Source organism: Salinicola corii (genome assembly GCF_008298015.1).
Lineage (GTDB): Bacteria > Pseudomonadota > Gammaproteobacteria > Pseudomonadales > Halomonadaceae > Salinicola > Salinicola corii.
In genome coordinates this window covers 51,073-77,603 of the sequence record NZ_VTPX01000002.1, presented here as the reverse complement: position 1 = coordinate 77,603, position 26,531 = coordinate 51,073, and the positions used below count along the sequence as shown (strand labels likewise).

17 protein-coding genes and 1 tRNA gene are annotated in these 26,531 nt (G+C 63.5%); 8 read left to right on the top strand and 10 right to left on the bottom strand.

Annotated elements, in window-relative coordinates; all coding sequences use genetic code 11:
• Positions 1-90 precede the first annotated feature (90 nt).
• The gene (gene polA, locus F0A16_RS04290; RefSeq protein WP_149434172.1) at positions 91-2,868 is read right to left on the bottom strand and encodes a DNA polymerase I; all 2,778 of its coding nucleotides are present in this window, start codon (positions 2,866-2,868) and stop codon (positions 91-93) included.
• A 181-nt stretch (positions 2,869-3,049) separates the two neighbouring features.
• Between polA and F0A16_RS04285 the strand changes: the two genes are divergently transcribed.
• The 3 genes from F0A16_RS04285 (at position 3,050) to speA (ending at position 6,558) form a co-directional block, all read left to right on the top strand.
• Positions 3,050-3,343, top strand: a complete 294-nt coding sequence (locus tag F0A16_RS04285; RefSeq protein ID WP_149434549.1) for a DUF2782 domain-containing protein — start codon at positions 3,050-3,052, stop codon at positions 3,341-3,343.
• A gap of 176 nt (positions 3,344-3,519) precedes the next feature.
• Positions 3,520-4,476 (top strand): homoserine kinase, encoded by a 957-nt coding sequence (locus F0A16_RS04280; protein ID WP_149434171.1) that lies wholly within the window; start codon positions 3,520-3,522, stop codon positions 4,474-4,476.
• A 171-nt stretch (positions 4,477-4,647) separates the two neighbouring features.
• Positions 4,648-6,558: a biosynthetic arginine decarboxylase gene (gene speA / locus F0A16_RS04275; RefSeq protein WP_149434170.1), complete on the top strand. Its 1,911-nt coding sequence runs from the start codon at positions 4,648-4,650 to the stop codon at positions 6,556-6,558.
• A gap of 135 nt (positions 6,559-6,693) precedes the next feature.
• On the opposite strand, the gene F0A16_RS04270 is transcribed toward speA, so the two are convergent.
• Both F0A16_RS04270 and thpD read right to left on the bottom strand, forming a co-directional pair.
• On the bottom strand, positions 6,694-7,356 hold the full coding sequence (locus tag F0A16_RS04270) for a fumarylacetoacetate hydrolase family protein (protein ID WP_149434169.1): 663 nt from the start codon (positions 7,354-7,356) through the stop codon (positions 6,694-6,696).
• A 197-nt stretch (positions 7,357-7,553) separates the two neighbouring features.
• The gene (gene thpD / locus F0A16_RS04265) at positions 7,554-8,504 is read right to left on the bottom strand and encodes an ectoine hydroxylase (protein ID WP_149434168.1); all 951 of its coding nucleotides are present in this window, start codon (positions 8,502-8,504) and stop codon (positions 7,554-7,556) included.
• A 374-nt stretch (positions 8,505-8,878) separates the two neighbouring features.
• Between thpD and F0A16_RS04260 the strand changes: the two genes are divergently transcribed.
• Positions 8,879-9,085, top strand: a complete 207-nt coding sequence (locus F0A16_RS04260) for a hypothetical protein (RefSeq protein WP_149434167.1) — start codon at positions 8,879-8,881, stop codon at positions 9,083-9,085.
• 82 nt (positions 9,086-9,167) lie between these two features.
• Here F0A16_RS04260 and F0A16_RS04255 read toward each other — a convergent pair whose 3' ends face one another.
• The 4 genes from F0A16_RS04255 to F0A16_RS04240 form a co-directional block, all read right to left on the bottom strand.
• Positions 9,168-9,488: a hypothetical protein gene (locus tag F0A16_RS04255; RefSeq protein WP_149434166.1), complete on the bottom strand. Its 321-nt coding sequence runs from the start codon at positions 9,486-9,488 to the stop codon at positions 9,168-9,170.
• Positions 9,489-9,684: 196 nt separating this feature from the next.
• Positions 9,685-9,882 (bottom strand): HPP family protein, encoded by a 198-nt coding sequence (locus tag F0A16_RS04250; protein WP_149434165.1) that lies wholly within the window; start codon positions 9,880-9,882, stop codon positions 9,685-9,687.
• A 158-nt stretch (positions 9,883-10,040) separates the two neighbouring features.
• Positions 10,041-10,116: transfer RNA gene (locus tag F0A16_RS04245), tRNA-Thr, on the bottom strand.
• Between the two features lie 230 nt (positions 10,117-10,346).
• Entirely contained in the window at positions 10,347-11,474 is a 1,128-nt protein-coding gene (locus tag F0A16_RS04240; RefSeq protein WP_149434164.1) for an AI-2E family transporter, read from the bottom strand.
• A gap of 596 nt (positions 11,475-12,070) precedes the next feature.
• Here F0A16_RS04240 and F0A16_RS04235 point away from each other — a divergent pair.
• Positions 12,071-12,268: a hypothetical protein gene (locus F0A16_RS04235; RefSeq protein WP_149434163.1), complete on the top strand. Its 198-nt coding sequence runs from the start codon at positions 12,071-12,073 to the stop codon at positions 12,266-12,268.
• 753 nt (positions 12,269-13,021) lie between these two features.
• Here the strand turns inward: F0A16_RS04235 and F0A16_RS04230 are convergent.
• Positions 13,022-13,243 carry a hypothetical protein gene (locus tag F0A16_RS04230; protein WP_149434162.1) on the bottom strand — a complete coding sequence of 74 codons (222 nt, stop codon included), beginning with the start codon at positions 13,241-13,243 and terminating at the stop codon, positions 13,022-13,024.
• A gap of 499 nt (positions 13,244-13,742) precedes the next feature.
• Between F0A16_RS04230 and F0A16_RS04225 the strand changes: the two genes are divergently transcribed.
• From F0A16_RS04225 to F0A16_RS04215, 3 genes are all read left to right on the top strand, one after another.
• Positions 13,743-22,520, top strand: coding sequence for a GH36-type glycosyl hydrolase domain-containing protein (locus tag F0A16_RS04225; RefSeq protein WP_239023706.1), 8,778 nt, complete (start codon positions 13,743-13,745; stop codon positions 22,518-22,520).
• A gap of 340 nt (positions 22,521-22,860) precedes the next feature.
• Positions 22,861-23,112, top strand: a complete 252-nt coding sequence (locus F0A16_RS04220) for a hypothetical protein (RefSeq protein WP_149434160.1) — start codon at positions 22,861-22,863, stop codon at positions 23,110-23,112.
• Entirely contained in the window at positions 23,109-23,297 is a 189-nt protein-coding gene (locus tag F0A16_RS04215; protein WP_149434159.1) for a hypothetical protein, read from the top strand. Before F0A16_RS04220 ends, F0A16_RS04215 begins: the two co-directional genes overlap by 4 nt.
• A 209-nt stretch (positions 23,298-23,506) precedes the next feature.
• On the opposite strand, the gene F0A16_RS04210 is transcribed toward F0A16_RS04215, so the two are convergent.
• On the bottom strand, positions 23,507-23,806 hold the full coding sequence (locus F0A16_RS04210; RefSeq protein WP_149434158.1) for a Ku family protein: 300 nt from the start codon (positions 23,804-23,806) through the stop codon (positions 23,507-23,509).
• Positions 23,799-26,522 (bottom strand): DNA ligase D, encoded by a 2,724-nt coding sequence (gene ligD / locus F0A16_RS04205; protein ID WP_149434157.1) that lies wholly within the window; start codon positions 26,520-26,522, stop codon positions 23,799-23,801. Before ligD ends, F0A16_RS04210 begins: the two co-directional genes overlap by 8 nt.
• Between the last annotated feature and the right edge of the window lie 9 nt (positions 26,523-26,531).

Genomic DNA, 26,531 nt, shown 5'->3' with positions numbered 1-26,531 from the left:
TTGTGCTCCTTGCGAAAATAATGCCGTCATGCGGCGATAAACGACACGTCAGTGTAAGTCGAACCAGTGTAAGACAGCCAAGCGCAGGTTTCAGTGCGCCTCGTCCCAATTGGCCCCACTATTGGCATCGACGATCAGCGGGACATTGAGTTTGGCCGCGTCCTGCATCCTGCTCCGGATCGCAATGAGGAAGTCATCGACCTGGCTATCCTTGACCTCGAATACCAGTTCGTCATGGACCTGCATCACCATCCACGCGTCGAATGCCGCCTTACCCTTGGCCGGGTTGAGCCAGTGGTGCACGTCGATCATTGCCAGCTTGATAATGTCCGCCGCCGTACCCTGCATCGGCGCGTTGATCGCGGTGCGCTCGGCAGCCTGGCGGCGAGCGTGATTCTGGGCCTTGATCTCCGGCAGGTAGAGACGGCGGCCGAACACGGTCTCGACGAAGCCGTCCTCGCCGGCCTGGGCGCGGATGTTGTCCATGAACCTGGCCACGCCCGGATAACGGTCGAAGTAGCGGTCGATGTAGACCTTGGCCTGCTTGGCTTCGATGTGCAGCTGCCGTGAGAGCCCCCAGGCGCTCATGCCATAAATCAGCCCGAAGTTGATCGCCTTGGCGCTGCGGCGCTGATCCGAGGTGACCTTGTCGAGAGCCACGCCGAAGACTTCCGCCGCAGTGGCGGCGTGGATGTCGCGGTCGTTGGCGAAGGCATCGAGCAGGCCCTTGTCGTCGGAAAGATGTGCCATGATTCGCAGCTCGATCTGCGAGTAGTCGGCGGCAACGATCCTGTAGCCGTCACGGGCGACGAACGCCTGGCGGATCTTGCGCCCTTCCTCGGTGCGAATCGGGATGTTCTGCAGGTTGGGATCAGAAGACGACAGCCGCCCGGTCGCCGTCACCGCCTGGTGATAGCTGGTGTGCAGCCGGTTGGTCGCCGGGTTGACCAGTCGCGGCAGCTTGTCGGTGTAGGTCGACTTGAGCTTGGTCATGCCGCGATGCGCCATGATCAACTTGGGCAGCGGGTAATCCAGCGCCAGTTCCTCGAGCACGGCCTCGGCGGTGCTCGGCGCGCCCTTGGGTGTCTTCTTGATCACCGGGATCTTCTGCTCCTCGAACAGAATCTCCGCCAGTTGCTTGGGCGAGCCCAGGTTGAACTCCTTGCCAGCGAGTTCGAAGGCCTCGGTTTCCAGTTCGCGAATCCGCCCTTCCAGCTCCTGACTCTGGGTGTGCAGGCGCCTGGCATCCAGCGCGACGCCATTGCGCTCCATATGCGAGAGCACCGGAATCAGCGGGCGCTCGAGGGTATCGAGCACTTCGGCAAGACGGCCGGACGCCTCCACCTTCGGCCGCAGTTCGCGATGCAGACGCAGGGTAATGTCGACGTCCTCGCAGGCGTAGGGCACGGCCTCTTCCAGCGCGATCTGGTTGAAGGTGAGCTGCTTGGCGCCTTTGCCGGCGATCTCCTCGAAACCGATGGTCTTCTCGCCGAGATACTTGAGCGCCAGCGAATCCATGTCGTGGCGCGTCGCGGTGGAATTCAGCACGTAGGACTCGAGCATGGTGTCGTTCAGCGCGCCGGCGACCCGGATCCGGTAGCGCGCCAGCACCGAAATATCGTACTTGAGGTTCTGGCCGATCTTGCCGATCTCGGGGTCTTCCAGCAGCGGCTTGAGCGCCGCCAGCACGGCGTCGCGATCCAGCTGCGCCGGCGCGTCGAGATAGTCATGACCGACGGGAATGTAGGCCGCCTCGCCGGGCTCCAGCGAGAGGCCGATACCGACGATATCGGCCTCCATGTAGTTGAGACTCGTGGTTTCCAGATCGAAGCAGAACGCTTCGCTGGCTTTCAGCCGCTCGAGCCAGGTATCGAATTCCGCCTGCGTCAGCAGCGTCTGGTCGTGGCGCGCCGGCTTGGTCAGCGTCACGTCCTCGTCGATTTCCGACTTGCCGGCGTTCTCGGCGCCCACATCATCCACGCCCTCGTCCTTGCCTTCGAGCAACTCGCCCAGCCAGTTCTTGAACTCGAGCCGGGTGTAGAGCGCCTTCAGCGCCTCGCGGTCGGGTGAGGCCAAGTGCAGGTCGTCGAGCCCCACCGGCAGCTCGCAGTCGGTCTTGATGGTGGCCAGCTGGTAGGAGAGATAGGCCTGCTCGCGATTCTCCTCCAGCTTCTTCGGCATCGTCTTGGCGCCGCGGAAACTCAGCGTGGTGACTTTCTCGAGGTCGGCATAGATCGCGTCCAGCCCGCCGCCGATGCCCTGCAACAGGCCCAGCGCCGTCTTCTCCCCCACCCCCGGCACGCCGGGAATGTTGTCGATCTTGTCCCCCATCAGCGCCAGGTAGTCGATGATCAGCGACGGCGGAATCCCGAACTTGGCCTCGACGCCGGCGACATCCAGGGTCTCGCCCTTCATGGTGTTGACCAGGGTGATGTGCTGGTTGACCAGTTGGGCCATGTCCTTGTCGCCGGTGGAGATCACCGCATCGCGGCCGGAATCCGTCGCCAGCCGCGCCAGTGTGCCGATCACGTCGTCCGCCTCCACGCCCTCGATGCACAGCAGCGGCAGGCCGAGGGCGCGGACGCAGTCGTGCAGCGGCTCGACCTGCGGGCGCAGGTCGTCCGGCATCGGCGGCCGGTGGGCCTTGTACTCGGCGTAGATCTCGTCGCGGAAGGTCTTGCCCTTGGCATCGAACACCACCGCCATCGGGCTCTGCGGATACTGCTTGATCAGGCTCTTGAGCATCGCGAGGACGCCGCGCACGGCGCCGGTGGGCTGCCCATCGGAGGTGGAGAGCGGCGGCAGCGCGTGAAAGGCGCGATAGAGATAGGACGATCCGTCGACGAGGACGATGGGGGCATCTGCCATGAGCTGCGTGATCCGTGGCTGGCTTTCGATCTCCTCATGATACGCAAGCCACGGCTCGGCGTCAGGGCGTTCGCCCCCCTGCGCCGGCAGGGTGGAAAGCGATACACTGGATGCGTCCGTCTCCCCGGGGGCCTGTGCCCCGAGACCAGCGAAGGAGTCCGCCATGTCACGATGGCCGCGAATGACCTCAAGATCGAGAACGACGGCACCGCTGACGAGCCTGCTGCTGACGCTGCTGATCGCTGGGTCGGTGCTGCCTGCATGGGCACAGCCCGCGGAGCAGCCCAGCATCACGTCCCAGCAGGACGGCCAGCGCACGATCGACGAGTACCGCGTCAACGGCAAGCTCTATGCGATCCGCATCGTGCCCGCCGACAGCAAGCCCTACTTCCTCTACGACGACAACGGCGACGGCGACTTCACCCGCGTCGAGGCGTCCCGCGTTGCAGTACCGGCGTGGGTCGAGCAGGAGTGATGCCGGCACCGGACCGCGGGCGGTTCGGCTCGAGGCGCCCGCGGTTCGGCCCGCAGCCTGGATAGCCGGTAGGAGAGCGCCTCGCGAGCCGCTACAATGCGCGCTGCGTTTTTATCCTGCGGTTTTTCATCAGCGGTTTTTTATCACTAACTGTCCGCCCCAGATTCCGAGATCCCATGGCCGTATTCACCCCATTGAGCGACGATCAGGTCGCCGAGTTTCTCGAACGCTACACCGTCGGCCGCCTGCAGACGCTCAAGGGCGTGCCGCAGGGCACCGAGAACAGCACCTTCTTCGTCACGACAGAACAGGGCGAGTGGGTGCTGACGCTGTTCGAGCAGGGAGGGTTCGAGGATCTGCCGTTCTTCGTCGACCTGCTGGACTATCTGGCTGCGCGGCGGTTGCCGGTGCCGGGACCGGTTCACGATCGCGACGGCGTCGCCCTGCAGCGCCTGGCCGGGCGCCCCGCACTGCTGTTCCCGCGCATGCCGGGCAGCCACCCCAGCGCCCCGAACCTGGCCCAGTGCGCCGCGCTCGGCGATGCCCTGGGCCGGATGCACCAGGCCTCGCAGCATTTCACCGGCGAGCGCGCCAACCCGCGCGATCTCGACTGGCTCACGCGGCGCCATCGCGAGGTGCTGCCGTTTCTGTCCGGCGACGACCAGGCCCTGATGAGCCGCGAGATCGCCGACTACACTCAGGCGTTCGACGGCATCGAGCTGCCCTCGGGGGCGATCCACGGCGATCTGTTCCGCGACAATACCCTCTACGACGGTGACCGCCTCGGCGGCATCATCGATTTCTACAACGGCTGCACCGGGGAGTTGCTGTTCGATCTGGCGATCGTGATCAACGACTGGGCCAGCGACGAAACCGGCGATCTCGATGCCGATCGCTACGAGGCCATCCTTGGCGCCTATCTCGCGCATCGCCCGCTGACCGGGCAGGAACGCGAACTGTGGCCAACCATGCTGCGGATGACGGCGCTGCGTTACTGGCTGTCGCGGCTGTTGGTGATCCACGTCGATCCGCCGGCCCACGACATCACGCCCCACGACCCGGCGCGCTTCCGCACGCTGCTGGGCAAACGGCTCGAGGCCGCGCCCCCCGGTTTCCCCGACGCCATGGCCTGAGCCGTCGTCGGCAGACGAGCCAACGACGCCGATCACTGTACCTGTGGCGACTTTCGACTAGCTTTTCCCTGACATCCAGGGCCGTGATCGTCATAATGCGCGCCAAATGCGTTCCCGGCACCGTCATCGTTCACGCCGGGGTTCATCACCGCCGGTTGTTCGGAGAACGTCATGAAGCACTCTTCCCCCGCCGCACAAGCCCGCCGCACCTACAACATCGACCAGTGGGGCAGCGGCTATTTCGATGTCGACGATCAGGGCCGCACGCTGGTCCGCCCGCTGGGCAGTGAGGTGCCCGGGCCGACGCTGGTGCTCGACACCCTGGTCGACCGCCTGCGCGACGCCGGGCTGCGTCTGCCGGTGCTGGTGCGATTCATCGATATCCTCCACGATCGCGTCGAACAGCTCTGCATGGCCTTCGACCGAGCGATGAAGGAGGAGGACTACCAGAGCAGCTATACCGCGGTCTATCCGATCAAGGTCAACCAGCAGCGTCGCGTGGTCGAGGAGATTCTCGCCACCCAGGAGCGTGGCCATGGCCGGGTCGGGCTGGAAGCGGGCAGCAAGCCGGAACTGATGGCGGTGCTGGCGCTCTCCGGCGACGAGGGCTCGTCGCTGATCGTCTGCAACGGCTACAAGGATCGCGAGTACATCCGCCTGGCGCTGATGGGGGAAAAGCTCGGCCACAAGGTCTACCTGGTGGTCGAGAAATACTCCGAATTGAGCCTGATCCTGGAAGAGGCCAAAAAGCTCAAGGTCAAACCGCGCATCGGCCTGCGTGCCCGACTCTCCTCCGTCGGCAAAGGCAAGTGGCAGGACACCGGCGGCGAGAAATCCAAGTTCGGTCTTACCGCCAGCCAGTTGCTGGCCATCACCGAACGGCTGCGCGACGCCGATGCGCTGGACAGCCTGCAACTGGTGCACTTCCACCTCGGCTCGCAGATCGCCAACATCCGTGATATCCAGCGCGGCCTGCGCGAATGCGCCCGCTTCTACCACAGCCTGCGCGAACTGGGCGCGCCGATCGATACGGTGGACGTCGGCGGCGGCCTGGGCGTGGATTACGAAGGCACCCGCTCGCGCAGTTTCTGTTCGATCAACTACTCGATGCAGGAGTACGCCACCAACGTGGTGTGGGCCTTCCGTCAGATCTGCAAAACCCACAATCTGCCGCATCCCCAGTTGATCTCCGAATCCGGCCGGGCGCTGACCGCGCATCACGCGGTACTGGTCACCAACGTGATCGGCGAGGAGCGGCTCGGGCACATCGAACCGGAGCGCCGGGTCGAAGGAGACGCCCACGTTGCCGAACTATGGCGGGTCTACGATCGCCTCGAGGGCATGCGCGAGCCGCGGGACCTGGTCGAGGCCTATCACGACGTGGTCCAGGCCGTGGGGGAACTGCAGGATCGCTTCGTGCTGGGACTGGCCGACATGCAGGCCCGCGCCGAGGGCGAGTCGGTCTACTTCGCCGCGTGCCAGCGCCTGCACAAGCGACTCGACAGCCGCAACCGCGCCCACCGGGAAATCGCCGACGAGCTGGCGGAGAAGCTCGCCGACAAGCTGTTCGCCAACTTCTCGCTGTTCCAGTCGCTGCCGGACGTGTGGGGGATCGACCAGGTGTTCCCGGTGCTGCCGCTGACCGGGCTGGATCGCGAACCGACCCGCCGCGGCGTGATCCAGGACATCACCTGCGACTCCGACGGCCGGATCGATCTCTACGTCGACGGCCAGGGACTCGAGAGCACGCTGCCGCTGCCGGAGTGGGACGACGATGACGACAAGCTGATCGGGCTGTTTCTGGTCGGCGCCTATCAGGAGATCCTCGGCGACCTGCACAATCTGTTCGGCGACACCGACTCGGTGGACGTCGCCCTCGACCATAACGGCGAGTGGCGGCTCTCCCACGTCCAGCAGGGTGACGCGGTCGCCGACGTGCTCGGCTACGTCAACTTCGACGCCGTGGCGCTCAAGCAGAAGCTCACCGAGCAACTGATCGCCAGCCCGCTGAGCGTCGAAGAGCGCGAACTGTTCGTCAGTGAACTGTCGGAAGGGCTCAGTGGCTATACGTATCTGGAGTAACGAGCCGCGAGAGCAAGAGGGTCTCCGGTAAGAGAAGAGCGCCAGCGGTGAATGCCGCTGGCGCTCTTCGTGGCCCGTAGCCCGTAGCCCGTAGCCCGTAGCCCGTAGCCCGTAGCCCGTAGCCCGTAGCGGGTTTTATCGCGTACGCGTGCCGACATCCAAGCCCAGCGACAGGGATAGCCCGAGAACGGCATCGCGCGGAAGCTGTCCCACGCCGGAAGGCGTGCCGGTCAGGATCACGTCGCCCGGCTCGAGAGTGAAGGTCCGGGTCATCTCTTCGATCAACGCCGGCATGTCGAACAGCATGTCGCTGGTCTTGCCGCTCTGCTGGCGCTCGCCGTTGATGTCGAGGTGAAAAGTGATCGCGCCCCAGTCGATCTCGCCCTCCACCGGCACGAACCGCGAGATCGGGCAGGCGCCGTCGAACGCCTTGGCCCGCTCCCATGGATGCCCCTTCTCCTTGAGCGCGGACTGCACGTCGCGCAGCGTCAGATCCAGCGCCAGGCCGACCCCTGCCACGCCGTTCATCGCCTCCTCCGCACTGACCCGACTCATACGTTCGCCGATCAGCAGCGCCAGTTCGGTCTCGAAATGCACCTCGCCGTGGCTGAACTGACGCTCGATCGGCTCTTCCAGTTCGACGGCACTGGTCGGGGGCTTGATGAACAGGATCGGCGACTTGGGAACCGGGTTGTTGAGTTCCTTGGCATGTTCCGCGTAGTTGCGTCCCACGCAGAGAATCTTGCCCAGCGGCAGGCCGGTCTCGAGACCGTCGAGGAATCGGGTGATAAAGGGCATGTCGAACTCCAAAGTCATGGCGATGAACGTGACGAACCGCCCGACGACTCGAAGTTCTCGTCGAAACGGCAACCTCCAGACACAAGAAGCCGCCGCTGGCGGCAACTCATCGAGTCTACCTCCAACGGCGGCTTATGGCATCACGCGCCGGCCCGGGCTGGATGCTTCAAGGCCGAGAGACGGCGATCAAGGGCGCCTCAGTGAGTACCCTGCTGCGGCGTCCACACGTCGTCTGGCTGGTGGGCCAGGAACGACGGCCGCTGCTTCCTGGCACCGAATGGCTGGACGCAGGCGTTGTCGCGACGGTTGTAGACGAAGAACGCGTTGCTGCGCGGATCCGGTGACATGTTGGCATTGGAGCCATGCAGCGTGTTGCAGTCGAACAGCAGTAGCCCGCCAGCTGCGCCGGTGGGCGCATCGATACCACGCGCCTTGATCAACTCACGCAGCGCATCGTTGCTCGGCACCCCGAGCTCCTGCTGTTTCAGCGACTGCTTGTGATTGTCATCCGGCGTTTCGCCGAGGCAGTGCACGAACACCTTGTGCGAGCCGGGGATTAGCATCAACGGGCCGTTGAAATGATGGTTGTCCGTCAGAACGATGGAGGCGCTGACAGCATGCATTTCCGGCATGCCGTCTTCGGCGTGCCAGGTTTCGAAGTCAGAGTGCCAGTTGAAGCCCTTGCCGTGGAAGCCGGGTTTGTAGTTGATCCGCGACTGATGTACGTAGACGTCGCCACCGACGATCTGCCGGGCGCGGCCCACCATGCGTTCGTCTTCTGCCAATTCGGCAAAACGGCGGGATAGGTGGTGGACAGCGAACAGCGAGCGGATCTCGTGACTCTGGGGTTCGGTGATCGAGAAATCCCGATCGCGGAAGTCGTCTCGGTCCAGCATGGCGGCCAGCTCGGCGCGTAGTGCGTCGAGTTCCGCCTGGCCCAGAAAGTTGGGCTCGAACAGGAAACCGTCACGTTCGAAACGATCCAGTTGCTCGCCGTTCAGCGGGCCATCGAGATGACGCCCCTTGACGACGTCCTCCTGACGCTGTTGCCAGAGCGCGTCCTGCGGCTGACGCAAGCGTGTCGGATAGTGATCCTGCTTCGTCCACGCGGAGTTTCGGGTTTTAGGGGATGCGGTCTGTACTGACATCCAATCACCTCCAAGTTTGTGATCAGGGTTCAGATCCAGTCCTAGGTGCGCTGCGCCGAACGGAATGATGCGCCGCACTAAACTTGATTAGGAAAGGGTCAAAGGATCCTCAGTTGTCTTTCAGTGGGACACCCATCCTAGAAAAGAGCCAAGGAATTTCAACCTCGAGGTCTCTCGTCCGGAGACGCCACGGTGACACTCACCGATCACGCCAACGATAACGTAAATCAAATAACCCTTAATTACCTCCCGACGGGAAGTGGAGGAGAAAAGCACACGGGACAATGCGGCCTTCATCATCGCGTCACACACGCCCGCCACACTACGGCCCACGCAACGACGATGACCAAACCTTCACCCTCTAGAGGTGCGCCATGATTCGCGTCACGCTCGATCTCACCTGCTCGATCTGCGACCACGACCAGTTCCATCTCCCGGTGCGAGCCGACGAGAGACAACAGGTGCGGTGCGCCAACTGTACGGCGTTCAAGTGTTACTCCGCGGATCTGGAGAAAGCGATGATCGCCCTGTCTCGCGACAGGAAACGACGTTCCGGACAAGGGCAAGCCAACGCTGCGTGACGATCAGGGCGTCGTTACCACGCAAGTCAATCCAAACGCATGACACCTCGAGGCAGAACGTAAAAGACCAGAGGCAGGACGATCACTCCCGAGCTGATGATCTGCGCACCGCCGCCTCATCGGAAGGGTTATCCCGGGGAGATCGGGATACCGGCAGTTGCCAGGCCGTGGGCTCCCGGTCGTGGTAAGGCCGCATCGGCTTGATGACCTGGTCCCGATAGAAAGAAACGAACGGCTCCGCGATCAATGGCAGATCGGCCTTGGGCGCATCCCCGAAATGGCAACGGAAGTCGGTGCAGTCCATCGGCGCCTGCGCATCCACACCCTTGGCCCAGGCCGCGCTTCCACCGAGGCCCCAACTCACCACGCCGATCACGGTCATGACATAGCGAAAGGTTTTCATGGCACCCCCGTCTCATTAGCCCGTCAATATCGACCGTCAGCACCGACCCATCCGGATCGACCCGCCCGCATCGACCCGCCTTCGAGGCGAAATTCCGACGAAAAGCCTGAGTGTAAGGAGCACCACCGCCGGCTGCCGCCTGAAAGGTGTGGTACTGCGATCGCGAAAAGGGTGAGGAACCGACCTCTCGAGCGCCCTACCACCAGTGCAGCGGGTATCGACGATGCCTCGCCAGGTTGTTGATCAACACCGCGATCAGCAGCATCAGCAGGCAGCCGGTCGCGACCGCCAAAAAGGCGTACGACCAGCCCAGAGCATGGAGTTCTGCGACGCCGATCACCGCGATGAGAGCGGTGGCGCCACCCGGCGGATGGAGCGTATGGGTCATCTGCATGAGCAGGATGGAAGTCGATACCGCCACTCGCCGCGAACCAGCTATCGCCTAGCAGCTTCTTTGCCATGCGGACAGAATCAAGGTATCTCCAGGCTGTCGACTGCCGCGGCCGGACATGACGCAAGGAGGTAGGAAGCAAGAGGTAAGGAAGGAAAACCTGGTGCCGGTAAGTGGACTCGAACCACCGACCTACGCATTACGAATGCGTTGCTCTGCCAACTGAGCTATACCGGCTAGGCGGCGCCTATCATAATCACCAAACCCGTGGCGGACAACTGGGGCGGGGCTTCCGATCTCGTCGGCGTCTGCTGCGGTTCGAGCCCCGCATAGTTGGTACAGCCTCCCGCAAGTGTGGCCCCAACGGCCCATCGAGCCGTGGTGTCGGGAAATGGAGAGAAGTCAGACATCCGTGTCCTGATCAGAGAAGCCCTAAAATTTAGTTAGCACTATAACAATGGTATCGCCTAGCCATCCACCGATGTACCGCGCTCGCGAGATTCGGGAATCGCCTCGTTCGCCACACCCTCGCGTGAAGACATCTCGGCCTCCTGCTGCTGCTCCTGTCGGAACAGCGACCAGACGACGATGAACAGCGCGGCGATGAGCGGGCCGAGCACGAATCCGTTGATCCCCATCAGCGTCATCCCGCCGACGGTGGAAATCAGCACCACGTAATCGGGCAGCTTGGTCTCCTTGCCCACCAACGGTGGGCGCAGGAAATTGTCGACGAGCCCGATGACCACCACGCCGACGAAGACCAGAATCACGCCTTTCACGTAGGCCCCGCTGAGCAGCAGATAAGCAGCCACCGGAACCCAGACGATCGCCGAGCCGATCGCCGGTAGCAACGACAGGAACGCCATCATCACGCCCCACAGCAGCGCGGCTTCGATACCCAGCGCCCAGAACGCAACGCCCCCGATCGCCCCCTGGACAATGGCGATGATCACATTGCCTTTCACGGTGGAACGCACCACGGCAGTGAACTTTTCGATCAGCTTGTAGGTGTACTCATCACTCAGCGGGATCGTCGTGCGTATCAGTTGTCCGAGCAAACGCCCGTCCCGGAACAGGAAGAACAATAGATAGAGCATGATCCCGGCACTGACCAGGAACTGGAGCGTATTCTGACCGATGCTCAGCATATGCGTGGCGATCAGCCGGCTCCCCTGCTCGAGCGCGGAAGCCAGACGGTTGCTGATATCGGACAAGCTCCCGAAGCCCGCATCACCCAGCCAGCTCTGAACCGAAACCGGTAGCGATCCCTGGAACTGCTGAATGTACTGATTGAAGTCGATATCGCCGCTGCCCACGCGCTGGTACACGCTCGCCCCCTCACGTACCAAGGCACCGAAAATCAGCGACATGGGGATGATGACGATGAATACGCACGCCATCACGCTGATGAGCGCAGCCCAGTTGTTCCGGCCCTTGAGTCGGACGACCAGACGGCGATGCATGGGTTGGAAGAGGATGGCCAGGATCACGGCCCACAGCACGGCGCCGTAGAAAGGCAGCAGTAGCCAGATGAACGCGATGGACACCAGCGTTAGCAAGAGAATGAACGCTTTATGTTGGCTTAGAGAACTCATGGGGATTCCGAATTGATGGGTCACTGACGCTAAGCATAGCGTTCTCGACACCTCGGCGTTCAATTAAGAATGCCGACAATCCGATATCGTCCTGTCCAAGCGCTCTAGCCACCCGAGCCAAACGGCAACGAAGAAGCGCCAAGCCTCACGGCTGAGCGCTGGTACTGACCCATCTTCCCTGATATCGAACCGAGCCTCCTGCTTCGCGCCTCCCTGCGTGTCGATACCATCCTAGTATCACATCAACACTCTAGTCCCCGATAGATGACAAAACGTTAACAACGGCGTGAATATACGTGAAAGTGAGTGTCTAGATTTCGGAATTCAGACGATTTACAAAAAATTTCAATTCGCATGATTGGACATCAGCCTAGCTGATTCAGCGACTTACCAGACACTGTTTAACACAGGATAATAAGACATAAACCCCATTACCGTACAACCCTTGGACAGCATAAGTTGCTGTGCCAGCATGAAATGTGTATTCGGCAGGGAAAGCCGGATCGATCGGGCAGGGATGCTCTGCATCAATCAGCAAGGATTGCCACCGTCTGGTTAGGCCAGAATACCACCCCCCAAGCCAAGGAGGGCTGACCGTGAAAGACATCATCGCTTGCACCCGTTGCGTTCACAGCCAACCGATCTTGCTCGAGTCGCATGTCGAGTGGGACGAGATAAACTGCGCCGAATGCGGAGAGTTTCTCGATACCGTCGGGCAAAAGACATCATGGTTGACATCGAGCAGTTTAAAAACCATATCAAAGATGAAGCTATCGTCTGCCAACAGCGTCTGACATCGTTCCAAAAAGAGTTAGAAAATCGTAAAAAATACTTGCACCTATTGCAGGCTAATATCAAAAACATTGGTTAGTTAACCAGGCCTAAAAGATATCGATATCCACTACGACAAAAACATCCATATGCTGGAAAAATTCGACGAAATCTTCGAACCAACGCTGCAGGAACTGACTTTTTCTTTCGGCAGTTGCAAGTTGCACATCGTTCCCGATGAGTAATTTCTTCATGGTTCTCGAATACTACTGTTTTCATCTTCCGATGAGGACGACACCAAGGAGGTCATCAAGGCGGAGGACGAGTTATACTTCACTGAGTTGCAATTCGGCCAAAAGCGCGATCTATCGCGATACCATCAACTGACCGACACAGCGTTCTACAAACTGCTTTATCGTTGGCTTCGCACCTGAGGCTGTGATGACCGGGCGGTTGAGCCGCAGCTTCGCCAACGTCCGATATCGCCGAGTTCGTAATCCTTATGCGGGTATCGAGCCACAAAAAAGCCCCGACCGAAATCGGGGCCAAGGAATGGTTCCGCAGGAAACGAAACGACGAGCAGTCTATCCAATAGACTTCTCGGCAAAAGCCCGACGAGAGCAGGCTTTGGCCTGTAATTCCCCATTCACCACCGTGTCAGGCCGGGTCGACCTCGCGTCGAAGGCCAGGAGCGTCGAACCGTCACCCGAACCCCGCGCATTCCATGACCGACTTCCCCTTTCGCAATAGAAGCGTCTCGATAAAGTCTTGAATGCTTAGACCTTTCTTGGCCGCCCCTGCGGGCCGATGGGACGGCCCAGCGCGACCTCGATCGCACGATCCCTGTCGAGACCGCTCTCGACGAGTTTCCTGATGCGTGTCTTGAGGGTGCCTACCGGCACCTTACTCAATGTCGCCTTGGTCGTGAGACTCCCCTCCTTGGGGGCATTTCTCTTTCTCAAAACGAGCACTCGCTGCTCGTACGGGGTGATCTTCATCGCGACTTCCTCGGAGGCGCGCCTCCTGTTCTCGAACGAGAGGAAAACGGTATGGCCGGGAGATTCGAAACTGCACGACTCGACAGAGCCGAGCCTCTCGAAACTAGTCGCTTATCCCAAGGCTGACCACTACTTTCTCGGCAGGATGCCCAACTCGCAAAGGGCGCACCGTGTCGCCGCGCCGAACGCCCTGTCTGGCGCCGAAGTTAGTATTCGCTAATTCGCCATCCAGCATCCATACTGACTTCACGATCTGCTCGGACTCTCGCCAGGCGCGTGCCGATCATTCGTGGTCGGCCTGCACCTCTCGTGATTCCCCCATCTCGTCGCACGCCGTGACGGTCGGTCATGGCGCTTTCCACTTCGACACTCGACGAACTTTCGAGTGACACCGCCTAACGCCAGCAGGCGTGCTTCGTTTTTCACCATGGCATGGCGTTACCGCCTCGACCCGAGCTCTGGTCCTCTCGGTCGGCGGCAGGAGATCACCAATGCATCGATGCTACGATTTGCCGATCGCGCTTCCCCGCCCCTCTCCGCACGGGGGCAGACCATGAACGCCTGGTGGCGCCGAGGCGACGCCATTGCCAGCCCGCGCCCCCCCTGGGATGACGAAATCCCGGTCCGCGAAGAGCTCTTCGGCCCGGAACGGCTCGAACAGCACGCCCAGAGCCTCGCGCTGGCACAGCCGATCACCCTGCATCCGCCAGCGGTACTGCCCCTGCATCGACGACTGCACGACAACACGGTGGCACTGGGCGCCGCTTATCGCAGCATTGCCAACGAAGTCGCCCAGCGCCGCAGCATCGTGCCAGCCGCGGAGTGGCTGCTCGACCACTACCACCATGTCGAGAAACACGTCAGCGACATCGGGGAGGATCTGCCGCCGGGTTACTACCGCCAGTTGCCCAAGCTGGCCGACGGTCCCTTCGCCGGCTACCCGCGCGTGCTCGGCCTGACCTGGGCCTACGTCGCCCATACCGACAGCCATTTCGATCCCCTCACCCTGTCCCGGTTCATCAACGCCTACCAGCGTATCGAAGCGCTGACCATCGGCGAATTGTGGGCGATCGCCATCAGTCTGCGCCTGGTGCTGGTGGAGAACCTGCGCCGACTCTCGGACCAGATCATCCGTGCGCGGGAAGCCCGGGACGAGGCCGACACCCTGTGCGAAAGCCTGCTGCGACGGGAGGCCGATGGCCATTTGCTGCAGGCTTACGCCCATCTCGACATCACCGACCCCTTTGCCGCCCACTTCTACGCCCAGATGGTCAAGCGCCTCAAGGATCAGGATCCCGGCAAGGTGCCGGCGCTGGTCTGGCTGGAGCAGGAGTTCGCCCGCCAGGACACGTCGATCGCCAACGTCGTGCATAACGCCCATCAACGCCAGGGCGCATCCAACGTCAGCGTACGCAACGCGATCACCAGCCTTCGGCATATCGCCGATTTCGACTGGGCGACCCAGGTCGAGCAGGTTAGTTTGGTCGATCAACGTCTGCGGGCGCACAGCCGCTTCGCGGAGATGGACTTCGTCACCCGTGACCGCTATCGCAATGCCATCGAACAACTGGCCCGCGGCTCGCGTCGGGACGAGCTGTTCGTGACCGAACAGGCCCTGGACGGCGCGCTATCGCCACCGCCGCCGGATTGCCCGCCGGCCGAAGCGGAGCGACGCGCCGATCCGGGCTACTACCTGGTCGCCGACGGTCGCAGCGAGCTGGAACGCTCGCTCGGCTTTCGACCACCGGTGGGCCTGCGAGTCCGGCGCGCCATGCTGAAGCTGGGCTTGGCCGGCTATATCTGCGCCACCAGCGTCATTACGTTACTGTTGCTGGGATCGGCCGTATGGGCACTGGATGCGACCGGACTACCGCCAGCCTGGCAGCTACCTTGGCTGGCGCTGATTTTCCTGCCCGCCTATGAGGTCGCGACAGCCTTGGCCAATCGGGCCCTGGGCGAGGGGGTCGGCGGCGAGGCGCTTCCCGGGCTGGCGCTAGAGGAGGGCGTTCCCGCCACGTTGAGAACGCTGGTCGTGATCCCGTCCATGCTGACCGAAGCGGTTGCCCTGCGCGAGCTGATCGAGCGGCTGGAAGTGCACTATCTTTCCGGAACCGGCGGCGATATCACCTTTGCCCTGCTGCTGGACGGCCGCGACGCCGATACCGCCGAACTCGCCAGCGACGACATCCTGCTGGCCAGTGCGGTGGACGCCATGGCGCGCCTCAACCAGCGTCATGGCAACGGCCCGGCAGGCCCGCGCTTCCTGCTGCTCTGTCGCCGCCGACTCTACAATGCCAGCGAGGGCTGCTGGATGGGCTGGGAGCGCAAGCGCGGCAAATTGACCGAGCTCAACCGCCTGCTGCGTGGCGCCGATGATACCTCCTATATCTCCGTCGATGGCCACACGCCCTGGGTGCCGCCCGGCGTGCGCTACGTGGTCACGCTGGACAGCGACACCCGCCTGCCTCGCGACACCATCGCCAGGCTGGTCGGCAAGATGGCGCACCCGCTCAATCAGCCGGTTTTCGGGCCCAACGATCGGGTCGTTCGCGGCCACGCCATTCTCCAGCCCCGGGTGACGCCCTCGCTGCCCATCGGCCGGCAGGGGTCGCGCTACCAGCGGCTGTTTTCCGCTCCCGGCGGCATGGACGTCTATACCGCCGCGGTGTCGGATCTCTATCAGGATCTGTTCGGCGAGGGGTCGTTCGCGGGCAAGGGTATCTACGCCGTGGACGCCTACGAGCGCTCGCTAGTGGGCCGGATTCCCGAGAACAGCCTGCTCAGCCACGATCTGCTGGAGGGCCTCTTCGCGCGGGCCGGTCTGGCGTCGGATGTCGAAGTCGTCGAAGCCTACCCGGAACGTTACGACGTCGCGTCCAGACGCCAGCACCGCTGGACACGGGGTGATTGGCAGCTACTGCCCTGGTTCTGGGGGAAGCGTTCGGACCGCCAGGCGCTGACCGCCGTCGGCTGCTGGAAGATCGCCGACAACCTGCGCCGATCGCTGCTGGCGCCGAGCCTGTTCGGCGCGCTGATGATCTGCGCCTGGCTGCCGACGTCGGCCGCGATCACTGCCATGGCACTGACCCTGGCGTGTCTGGTGATCCCCGCGCTGATCCCGGTCGCTTCCGCGCTCAAGCCGCATCGCCGCGACGGTAACTGGCGCCATCACTGGCGGACACTGGCCCGGGACCTGCGAACCGAGATGGGACGCTGCCTGCTGAGCCTGACCCTGCTGGCGGATCAGGCGTGGCAGATGGGCGATGCCATCCTCCGCACGCTCTTTCGCGTCTACGTCTCCCAGCGCCATCTGCTGGAGTGGACGACGGCGTCGCAGCTGGCCGGCAACGAGCGTCTCGGCGCGGCCGGCTTCGGCCGCGAAATGGCCGGCGGCACGCTGTTGAGCCTGGCGCTGGCGCTGGGCCTCGCGATCGTCGAACCGCCTGCATGGGCCCTCGTTCTGCCGCTGCTGGCACTCTGGCTGATCGCGCCACTGATCGCGCTGTGGACCAGCCGAGCCCCGGCCGATACCACCGACAACCTGCGCCTGTCGCCGCCACAGGCGCGGGCATTGCGCCGTATCGCCCGGCGCACCTGGCAGTTCTTCGACACCTTCGTGACCGCGGACTCCCATGCGTTGCCACCGGACAATTTCCAGCTGGACCCCAAACCGGTCATCGCCCAGCGCACCTCACCGACCAATATCGGCCTCTATCTGCTGGCGTGCGTCGCCGCCAGGGATTTCGCCTGGATCGGCACCCATCGCGCGGTGGAACGACTGGAAGCTACGCTGACCACGCTGCTCGGGATGGAGCGCTGCAAGGGCCATTTCTACAACTGGTACGATACGGGAACGCTCGCCCCGCTCGATCCCCTCTATGTCTCCACGGTCGACAGCGGCAACCTGGCCGGCCACCTGATCACTCTGGCCAACGCCTGCGAAGCGTGGATAACCCATCCCCACGTTCTCGACCCTCGCGAGGGCCTCGCCGACACCCTGCTGCTATGCCGGGAGGATATCGCCGCCACGGAGAGTCTGGACGCCGAGACCCGAACGGCGCTGCTCGACGAACTGGACACGCTCTCGAGCCACCTCGATACGACCGACTACGGTATCGAGTACTGCGATTCTCTACGTCGATCGATCGACGACTGCCTGCGTCTGCTCGACGCCCAACAGAGCACCGCGGCGGAGATCGACGGCGCGACCGGGGAGGTGTCGCCACGACACTGGATGTCGATACTGCGGCAGTGTCTGGATGAGCATCGCCGCGACGCCGAGGACACCGCACCGCTGTCCTCCCTGCGCAAAACGGGTGGCAACGTACCATCGGGAGTCGATGAACCCGCGCAAGAAGCTAGTCTGCGGCAGCGGCTTGTCGCCCTTGCGGATCTGTCGCGCCGACTGGCCCTGGCAATGGACTTCAAGTTCCTGATGGTGCCGGAGCGAAAGCTGATGTCGATCGGTTACGCCCCGCGGGAGGATCTGGTCGACGAAGGCTGCTACGACCTGCTCGCCTCCGAGGCCCGCCTGGCCAGCCTTCTGGCGATCGCCAAGGGCGACCTGCCCACCCGCCACTGGTTCCGTCTGGGGCGGGCGGTGACACCGCTGAAGGATGGCGTCGCGCTGATCTCCTGGTCGGGATCGATGTTCGAATACCTGATGCCCTCTCTCGTCATGCGTGCGCCACTGGGCAGCCTACTCGAGCAGACCAATCGACTGGTCGTGGCCAGCCAGCGCTTCTACGCCAAGCGCCAGGATATCCCCTGGGGCATTTCCGAATCCGCTTACAACGCCAGGGATATTGACTTCACCTATCAGTATTCCAACTTCGGCGTACCGGAACTGGGCCTCAAGCGCGGGCTGGGCGACAACCTCGTCATTGCCCCCTATGCCACCGCGCTGGCGACCATGGTGGCTCCCCGCGCGGCGCTGGAGAACTTCGCCCGCCTGCGCTCGATGAAGGCGGAAAGCCACTTCGGGTTCTTCGAAGCGATCGACTTCACGCCGACGCGACTGCCCCTCGAACGAACCTTCGTCATCGTGCGCAACGTCATGGCACACCACCAGGGGATGACCATCGCGGCCATCGCCAATAGCCTGCTGGAGGGGCGACTGCGTGGCCATTTCCACAGAGAGCCGATGATCCAGGCCAGCGAGTTGCTGCTGCAGGAACGCCTACCGCGGGAAGTCGCGACCCTGCCATCTCCCAACGATGCCGATCACGCGACCCCCTCGAGCGCCATCGCGCCCGCGGCCGCCGTACGTCGACTCGAGGGCGAGCCCACCGCGCCGCCACTGACCCATCTGCTATCCAATGGCCGTTACAGCGTGATGCTGACCGCGGCCGGCGCCGGCTATAGCCGCTGGCAGCGCCAGGCGATCACCCGCTGGCGTGAAGACCCCACCTGCGATGACTGGGGCGGCTTCATCCTGCTGCGCGATCGAGACAGCAACGTTTGCTGGTCCGCCGGCGCGCATCCGCTGGCCAAGGCAGCCGATTGGCGAGAGGTGGTTTTCGCCGAGGATCACGCTCATTTCACGCGCCGCGACGGCGACCTCACCACCACGCTGGAGGTGCTGGTATCCGGCGAGGACGACGGCGAAGTCCGCCGTGTCTCGGTGACCAATGGCGGCCGTCATGCCGCAACGATCGAGGTGACCTCCTACGCCGAGATCGTGCTGACCCAGCCGTCCACCGATGACGCCCACCCGGCCTTCGCCAAAATGTTCGTCGAAACGGAATTCGTCGCCGAATACGGCGCGCTGACCGCGACCCGTCGTCGTCGGGATGCCCAGGAAGCACCGATCTGGGCGGCGCATTTCGCGGTGTTCAAGGGTGAGGGCGAAGCGCTTCAATATGAGACGGATCGCGCACGCTTCCTGGGGCGGGGGCGCCGGCTCGGCCATGCCCTGGCGCTGGGCGGCCAGCCGCTGTCGAACACGACCGGTGTCGTGCTGGACCCCATCTTTTCGCTGCGGCACGTCCTGCATATCACGCCGGGGCACATCGCCCACATCGACTTCTGGACCGTGGTCGCCGACAGCCGCGAGTCATTGCTGGCACTGATCGACAAGCATCACGACACTAGCGCCTTCGACCGCGCCCGCACGCTTGCCTGGACCCAGGCCCAGGTGCAATTGCGCCACCTCGATATCGACCTGGAGGAAGCCGCCGATTTTCAGCGCCTGGCGGCGCCGATCCTTTACAGCGACCCCCGTTTCCGGCCAGCTTCCGAGACCCTGAAGCGCGGGTTGTCGATGCAATCCAACCTCTGGCCGATGGGCATCTCCGGGGATCTGCCGATCGTGCTGCTACGGCTTGGCGATCTCGAGGAAGTGGCCTGGCTGAAGACGCTGCTGCGCGCCCACGAATACTGGCGCGCCAAGGGGCTCGGCGTCGACCTGGTGGTACTCAACGAGCGCGCCCACTCCTATCTGCAGGAGTTGCAGGAGGCGATCGAATCGGCGGTTCGCTCCAACCGCCCGCCCACGCATGTCGATGGCAATCCGCCGCTGGGCTCCGTCTACCCCTTGCGTGCCACCCAACTGGGTCTGGCCAGTCACGAACTGCTGCTGTCGGTCGCCCGCGTCGTGCTGACGGCACGCAAGGGCGCCCTGACCGCCCAGCTCGACACGCTGCTGGCAAGGCCAGCCGACAAGCTACCGGGCGGATTCGCCACCCGGACCGACGCCCCCGAGCACGACCACGTCGTACCCAATGGAGGAGCCGACGCGCCGGCGTTCCTGCCCCGCCCGGTGACAGCGCCCTCGACACGCCCACCACTGGGGGAGCTGACGTTCTTCAACGGCACCGGCGGCTTCGATCACGAAGGCCGCGAGTATGTCTGCGTGCTCGACAATGGCGATACCACGCCGCAACCCTGGATCAACGTGATCGCCAATGCCGGATTCGGCTTCCAGGTATCCGCGGAAGGCGGCGGCTATACCTGGGCGGACAACAGCCGCGAGAACCAGCTCACCCCATGGTCCAACGATCCGGTCAGCGACCTGCCCGGCGAGGTGATCTACGTCCAGGACGCCGACAGCGGCGCGCTGACGACCGTCACCGCCCGCCCGTGCCGGACGCGCCCCGGACATCAGGCCCGACATGTCGCTCGTCACGGCTTTGGCTACAGCCGCTTCGAGCACGACACGCCGCAGCTCTCCATGGTGCTGTTGCAGTACGTGCCACTGAACGACCCGATCAAGATATCGCGGCTGACGCTGGAAAACCGCACCGCGACCTCTCGCAGACTGATCGTCACCGCCTACACCGCGTGGGTGATGGGCACTTCGCGTGCCAAAACGGCACCTTACCTGGTATCCCGGCACGATGCCGCCACTGGCGCGCTGCTGATGCGCAACCCCTGGAGCCAGGCATTCCCGGGGCGGGTTGGATTCGCCGACATGGATGGCCGCCAAACGGGCTGGACGGCGGATCGCCACGAGTTCCTGGGTCAGGGGTCGCTCGCCGCCCCGGAAGCGTTGACCGACCTCCGCCCGCTGACCGCCAGCACCGGCGCGGGCTACGACCCATGCACGGTGCAGCAGTGCTCGCTGACACTGGCGCCGGGCGAATCGGTCGAAATCGTGGTTTTCATGGGCCAGGCCAACGACGACGAGGCCGCCCGCGAGCTGATAACGCGCTACCGGCACGCCGATCTCGATGCCAAGCTGGGCGAGGTCGAAGCCTACTGGCAGACGCTGCATGGCACGCTGCAGGTGACGACGCCGGACCCGGCGATGGACGTGATGCTCAACGGCTGGCTGCTGTATCAGACGCTGGCCTGCCGCATCGTCGCGCGTTCGGCGTTCTATCAGGCCAGCGGCGCCTACGGCTTCCGCGACCAGTTGCAGGATGGCATGGCGATGACCTTCGCCATGCCGGCGCTGGCCCGCCATCACCTGCTTCGCGCGGCCGGTCGCCAGTTCGTCGAAGGCGACGTCCAGCACTGGTGGCTTCCACACTCCGGTCAGGGCGTTCGTACTCGAATCTCCGACGACCGGGTGTGGCTCGCGTTTGCGACCGCCAGCTACATTCGGACCACGGACGATCCCGACGTGCTGGACGAAGGTGTCGGCTTCCTGGAAGGCCCGCCACTCGCCCCCGGGGCGCACGATGACTTCGCCCAGCCGCTGGTGGCCGACGAGCGGGCCTGCCTGTTCGAGCACTGCGCCCGCGCCCTGGATCAGGCGCTCGAGCAGTTCGGCGAACACGGTCTGCCGCTGATCGGCACCGGTGACTGGAACGATGGCTTCAACCGTATCGGCGAGGCCGGGCGCGGCGAGAGTGTGTGGCTGGGGTGGCTGCTGCTGCGCACGCTGAAACTGTTCGCGCCGCTGGCCGAGGCGCGCGATGCGCCGGAAGCACGCGCCCGAGCCGAACGCTGGCGGGAGCGCGCCGAGACGCTGCGCCAGGCGCTGGAAAACCACGCCTGGGACGGCGAGTGGTATCGCCGCGCCACCTTCGACGACGGCCAGTGGCTGGGCACCCGCGACAACGACGCCTGCCGCATCGACGCCATCGCCCAGTCCTGGGCGGTCCTTTCGGAAGGCGCGGACCCCGCTCGTGCGGCACAGGCGATGGCATCGGTGGAGCGCCACCTGATTCGCCATGACGATCGTCTGGCAATGCTGTTCACGCCGGCGTTCGACCAGACGGCGATGGAGCCCGGCTACATCAAGGGCTATCCGCCCGGCCTACGCGAGAATGGCGGACAGTACACCCACGCCGCGATGTGGTCGATCCTGGCCTTCGCCAAGCTGGGGCAGGCGGACAAGGCCCACGCACTATTCTCGCTGCTCAACCCAATCAACCATGCCTTGACCCCAGAAGCCGTGGCGCGCTACCGGGTCGAACCCTACGTGATCGCCGCCGACGTCTACTCCGAACCGCCGCACGTCGGCCACGGCGGCTGGACCTGGTACACCGGCTCCGCCGGATGGATGTATCAGGCGGGCGTGGCCGGCATCCTGGGAATCCGGCGCGAAGGGCGCACGCTGATCGTCGCCCCCTGCATCCCGGATGCCTGGCCGGGGTTCTCGGCCACCGTCAACCTCGAGGGCAGCGCCTGCATGATCCGTGTCGAGCGGGCCTCCGAAGACAATCCCGCCGGCGCCACGCTGGATGGCGAGCCGCTGGCCGACAGCGCTTTCGAAGCATGGCTGACACTGGATGGCGAACCTCATCTGCTAATCCTTCGTCTCGCCGAGCGCGGCCCCGATCCGGCACTGCCATGTCGTGAGACGCTCCATTGGCCGCTGTACAAATAAAGTTAATTAAATTTAGAGAACGAGGCTCTTTCCTGATCGCCAAGTGCAGTCAAAAGCCATATAAAACGATAATAAAAAAGGATAAAAACCTTTATTAAAAACCGATAAAGACGTAAACACGCTGCCGATAAACAGCTCCCTTTCCATGGAATCGGGCTGTTTATCGATACAAAAACTGCACGAAAAATATATATTGTACAATGTTAATGGCTATGCCAAAGTGTTTCAACGCTAGCAGGGATCGCTGGCCAGAATCGACAAGGATCGTCGAACCGCACGAGGCAGGGACTGCCTAAACTCGCTGGCCAGGACGGCCAGCAACCACCAAGGAGGGATGGTCATGAAACATCACATTTCATGCACCCGCTGTGGCAATACCCACTCTGTATCCGCAGACAGCCCCCGGGACTGGGATGAAATCACCTGTAAGGAGTGCGGTGAATTTATCGATACCTACGGCCATCAGGCCGATCTTGCCTCGCCCAGCTACACGCTTCACGCGCTGAACCTGTCGCGCGGACTGATTCTGCAGATGGCGAGGGAGAGTGTCGGCCGGCTGGAGCGACAGCCGGCGACGCGACGTTCGGCATGATGACCGTCACCCTGAACCTCGACTGCAGCGTCTGCGGCCATGACCGGTTTCGTCTGCCCATCAAGCAGAAGGGAGGGGCTCACGTCACTTGCGCGAACTGCTCGGCCTACAAGTGCCAGATACGGGATCTCGAGAAGGCCCTGATCGCCGCTGGTCGACACCGCACGGCTGTCTCCGCCGCCTGATGTTGCATTCGCTCGTACTTGCTTGGCCGCCTTCCTGTCCCGGCGGTTTTCTGCCCAGTCGGAAGGGTCGGTCAGGCAACGTCGCCACCGATGGCAGATCAAAGAGGTGTGAATATTCCAGCCATTCCGGTGCCGATCGCCAGATCTATTCACCTTGTCGTAGCGCCCCGATCAGTTGCGTCCTGTTCATGCCGCTGCGGCCGTCGTGGTCACGTGGCGCGCCGACATGGGCCTTGTGCCGCATCACCCAGTGAACGGTCCCCTCCCCCGCTGTTGGCGAGTGCGGCGTCGGACGTCTCGCCATCGCCATCCGGCCCGAGAAAGTAGAGGTACTGATACCACTGATGGTCGATCGCGCCTTCAGGCAGAAAGTGCACCACCTCGATATCCCGCGGAGGCGTCGGCACCAGTTCGTCAGTGTCGAAGAGAACTCGGTCCTGCTTGCCGACGTCCGCCTTGTGCCAGTCGTTGCGCGACACGATCTTCCCGACCTCGGTCCCGTCAGCCATTCAGACCTCCATTCCGGCAGCGCCTCTGGGTCAATCGCTCGCGGACGTCGTCGAATCCTGCCCACGGGTCGTGCTTGAGCGAAGCCAGCCGGCGCGGCAGATTGGCCAGCGTGTAATTATCGGCCCTCAGTTTCGGCCCGAGCTCCTCCCAGCGAATCGGCGTCGCCACCGGCGCGCCGGGCTTGGCGCGTACCGAATAGGAAGCCACCGCCGTGGCGCCACGACCGTTGCGCAGATAATCGAGGAACACCTTGCCGCGGCGAGCCTGCTTGGACATGTTGAGCGTCAACTGGTCGGGATGACGGTCGGCGCAGCGTTCACATACGGCTTCGGCAAACCCCTTGGCGGTCTCCCAATCGGCATGCGGTTTGAGCGGGACTACCAGATGCAGGCCCTTGCCGCCGGTGGTGCGCAGGAAGGCGGTGAGTCCGAGCTCGGACAGCGCCTGGCGCAGCTCGCCGGCGACGTCGATGACCGCCTGCCACTCGCAGTCCGGTGCCGGATCGAGATCGAACACCAGTTGATCGGGGCGCTCGAGATCGTCGACGCGGCTGTTCCAGAGGTGAAATTCGACGGTGCCCATCTGGACCAGCGCCACCAGGTCGGCGGCACGGCGCGCGTAGAGATAGTCGTGTCTGCCGGATTTTTCGGCGATGGCCACGCTCGGCAGGCTGTCCGGCATGGTCTCGCTGGGATGCTTCTGGACGAAACACGTCTCGCCGACACCGCTGGGGCAGCGCAGCAGCGTCAACGGCCGCTCGGCGAGTCCGGGCAGGATCCACCCGGCATGCTCGGCATAGTATTCGGCCAGCGCCCGCTTGGTGATGCCCTGGTCCTCGAACAGCACCCGGTCGGGGTGCGTCAGCCGAATGCCCTCGATCTCGACGTCGCCGCCACCGGATCGCCTCCGGGTCGAACGCTTTTGGGGGGCAGGTTCACTCGCTTTCTCGCTCATGGACGGCTCCGTCACTCGCTGCGGGTTCAGCCGAATGTCGTGGGGATCGCGATCCTCGCGCAGGCCGCGAAAGCGCGGGTGGCGCAGGCGGCCATCGTTGGTCCATTCGCTGAAATTGACGTCGATCACGCGCTTGGGCGTGACCCAGTGGCTACCGGCCAGATCGGGAATATCGCGCTCGACGAAAGGCGAGGTCTTGCGCGGCGAGCGCGCCAGTTCCCGCTGCCACTCGGCGAGTTGGTCATTGGAGAAACCAGCGCCGACCCGGCCGCAGTAGCGCAGCTTGCCGTCGTCGTCGTAGGCGCCGATCAACAGCGATCCGAAGCCGCTGCGCGACCCTTTCGGATCGGTATAACCGCCGACCACGAACTCGGCCTGACGCTCGGTCTTGGCCTTCAGCCAGTCCCGGTTGCGACGGCCCCGGTAGAAGGAGTCGGCACGCTTGGAAACGATGCCCTCCAGGCCCTGGCGACTCGCCTGCTGGTAGAACGCCGCGCCCTGCCCTTCGACATGATCGGTATAGCGCAGCAGACCACCATTGCCGATCTTCACCGCGTCACAGGTCTGCGCCAACAGCGCCTTGCGGTCGCGCAGGGCGACGTTGTCGAGCGCCATACCCTCGAGCCCGAGGCCGTCGAGATAACGCAGATCGAAGATCTGATACACCAGTCCGGCGGTCTTCTCGTCGCTCAGTGCCCCCTGCAGGCGCCGGAAGTCGCTGATGCCGTCGCGTCTCAGCGCGACGACCTCACCATCGAACAGCGCCTTCTCCAGCGGCAGCGCTTCGATCGCCTCGGCGATCTCCGGAAACCGGTCCCGCCAGTCGTGGCCGTTGCGCGTCAGCAGGCTCACTTTGCCTCGGTCGAGTCGCGCCAGAATGCGGTAGCCATCGAACTTGATCTCGTGGAACCAGTCGTCATCGGCCGGTGCTTCCTCGACCAGCGTGGCCAACTGCGCCGCAGGACGGGGCGGTAGGTTGGCCTTGCGTGCGCCCTCGAGCTGACCGGGATCGATCTTGATGGTCCGGGCCTTGCGGCCACCGGTCGAGCGCTTGCTCTCGGTTTTCGATGAGGTTCTTGACGATGAGGATCGAGGGGATGAGGCGTTCTTCGACGAGGACTTCGATGCCGAGGTGGTTGATGACGAGGCTGCTGGTGACGAACCTGCCGTTGATGAAGAGCCTGTCAATGGAGAGGATGGGGACTTCCCTTCGGCGATCTCCGTCATGCGCCGGTTCGAAGCCACGCTGATGTCGTCCAGGCTGTCGGGCACGTGGGAATCGGTGGCGTCATGGCGTTTGATCATCAGCCACTGTTTGCCGTCCTGCCGCTTTCCGCCGCTTCCTCGGCCACTCATTCGCTTGAGCGTCCAGGCCCCCTTGAGCTTGGCGCCGTCGAGCTCGAAATCGATCTGGCCGTCGTCGTGCTTGCCGGTCACCCGCCATTCGCCACGATCCCAGAGCATCACCGTGCCGGCACCGTAGCCGTCAGGGATCACCCCCTCGAAATCGCCGTAGTCGAGCGGGTGATCCTCGACCTGAACCGCCAGGTGCTTCTCGCCGGGATCGAGACCGGGCCCCTTCGGCAGCGCCCAGCTGCGCAACACGCCGTCTTCTTCCAACCGCAGGTCATAGTGCAGTTGGCTGGCGTCATGCTTGTGAATCACGAAACTCAACCGCGAACGCTGCTTGCCGCGTTTGCCGCGGGGCTCCGGCGAGCGCGAGAAGTCACGCTTGTTGCGATAGGTCTCGAGATCAGCCATCCGTTGACT

Excerpts from the sequence above, each read along its gene's own strand:
- F0A16_RS04285 (WP_149434549.1), top strand. The coding sequence starts at position 3,050 with ATGACCTCAAGATCGAGAACGACGGCACCGCTGACGAGCCTGCTGCTG.
- polA (WP_149434172.1), bottom strand. The coding sequence starts at position 2,868 with ATGGCAGATGCCCCCATCGTCCTCGTCGACGGATCGTCCTATCTCTAT.
- F0A16_RS04230 (WP_149434162.1), bottom strand. The coding sequence starts at position 13,243 with ATGAAGATCACCCCGTACGAGCAGCGAGTGCTCGTTTTGAGAAAGAGA.
- F0A16_RS04255 (WP_149434166.1), bottom strand. The coding sequence starts at position 9,488 with ATGAAAACCTTTCGCTATGTCATGACCGTGATCGGCGTGGTGAGTTGG.
- F0A16_RS04250 (WP_149434165.1), bottom strand. The coding sequence starts at position 9,882 with ATGCAGATGACCCATACGCTCCATCCGCCGGGTGGCGCCACCGCTCTC.
- F0A16_RS04240 (WP_149434164.1), bottom strand. The coding sequence starts at position 11,474 with ATGAGTTCTCTAAGCCAACATAAAGCGTTCATTCTCTTGCTAACGCTG.
- F0A16_RS04215 (WP_149434159.1), top strand. The coding sequence starts at position 23,109 with ATGATGACCGTCACCCTGAACCTCGACTGCAGCGTCTGCGGCCATGAC.
- ligD (WP_149434157.1), bottom strand. The coding sequence starts at position 26,522 with ATGGCTGATCTCGAGACCTATCGCAACAAGCGTGACTTCTCGCGCTCG.
- F0A16_RS04270 (WP_149434169.1), bottom strand. The coding sequence starts at position 7,356 with ATGCCCTTTATCACCCGATTCCTCGACGGTCTCGAGACCGGCCTGCCG.
- F0A16_RS04220 (WP_149434160.1), top strand. The coding sequence starts at position 22,861 with ATGAAACATCACATTTCATGCACCCGCTGTGGCAATACCCACTCTGTA.
- thpD (WP_149434168.1), bottom strand. The coding sequence starts at position 8,504 with ATGTCAGTACAGACCGCATCCCCTAAAACCCGAAACTCCGCGTGGACG.
- speA (WP_149434170.1), top strand. The coding sequence starts at position 4,648 with ATGAAGCACTCTTCCCCCGCCGCACAAGCCCGCCGCACCTACAACATC.
- F0A16_RS04280 (WP_149434171.1), top strand. The coding sequence starts at position 3,520 with ATGGCCGTATTCACCCCATTGAGCGACGATCAGGTCGCCGAGTTTCTC.
- F0A16_RS04260 (WP_149434167.1), top strand. The coding sequence starts at position 8,879 with ATGATTCGCGTCACGCTCGATCTCACCTGCTCGATCTGCGACCACGAC.
- F0A16_RS04210 (WP_149434158.1), bottom strand. The coding sequence starts at position 23,806 with ATGGCTGACGGGACCGAGGTCGGGAAGATCGTGTCGCGCAACGACTGG.
- F0A16_RS04225 (WP_239023706.1), top strand. The coding sequence starts at position 13,743 with ATGCTACGATTTGCCGATCGCGCTTCCCCGCCCCTCTCCGCACGGGGG.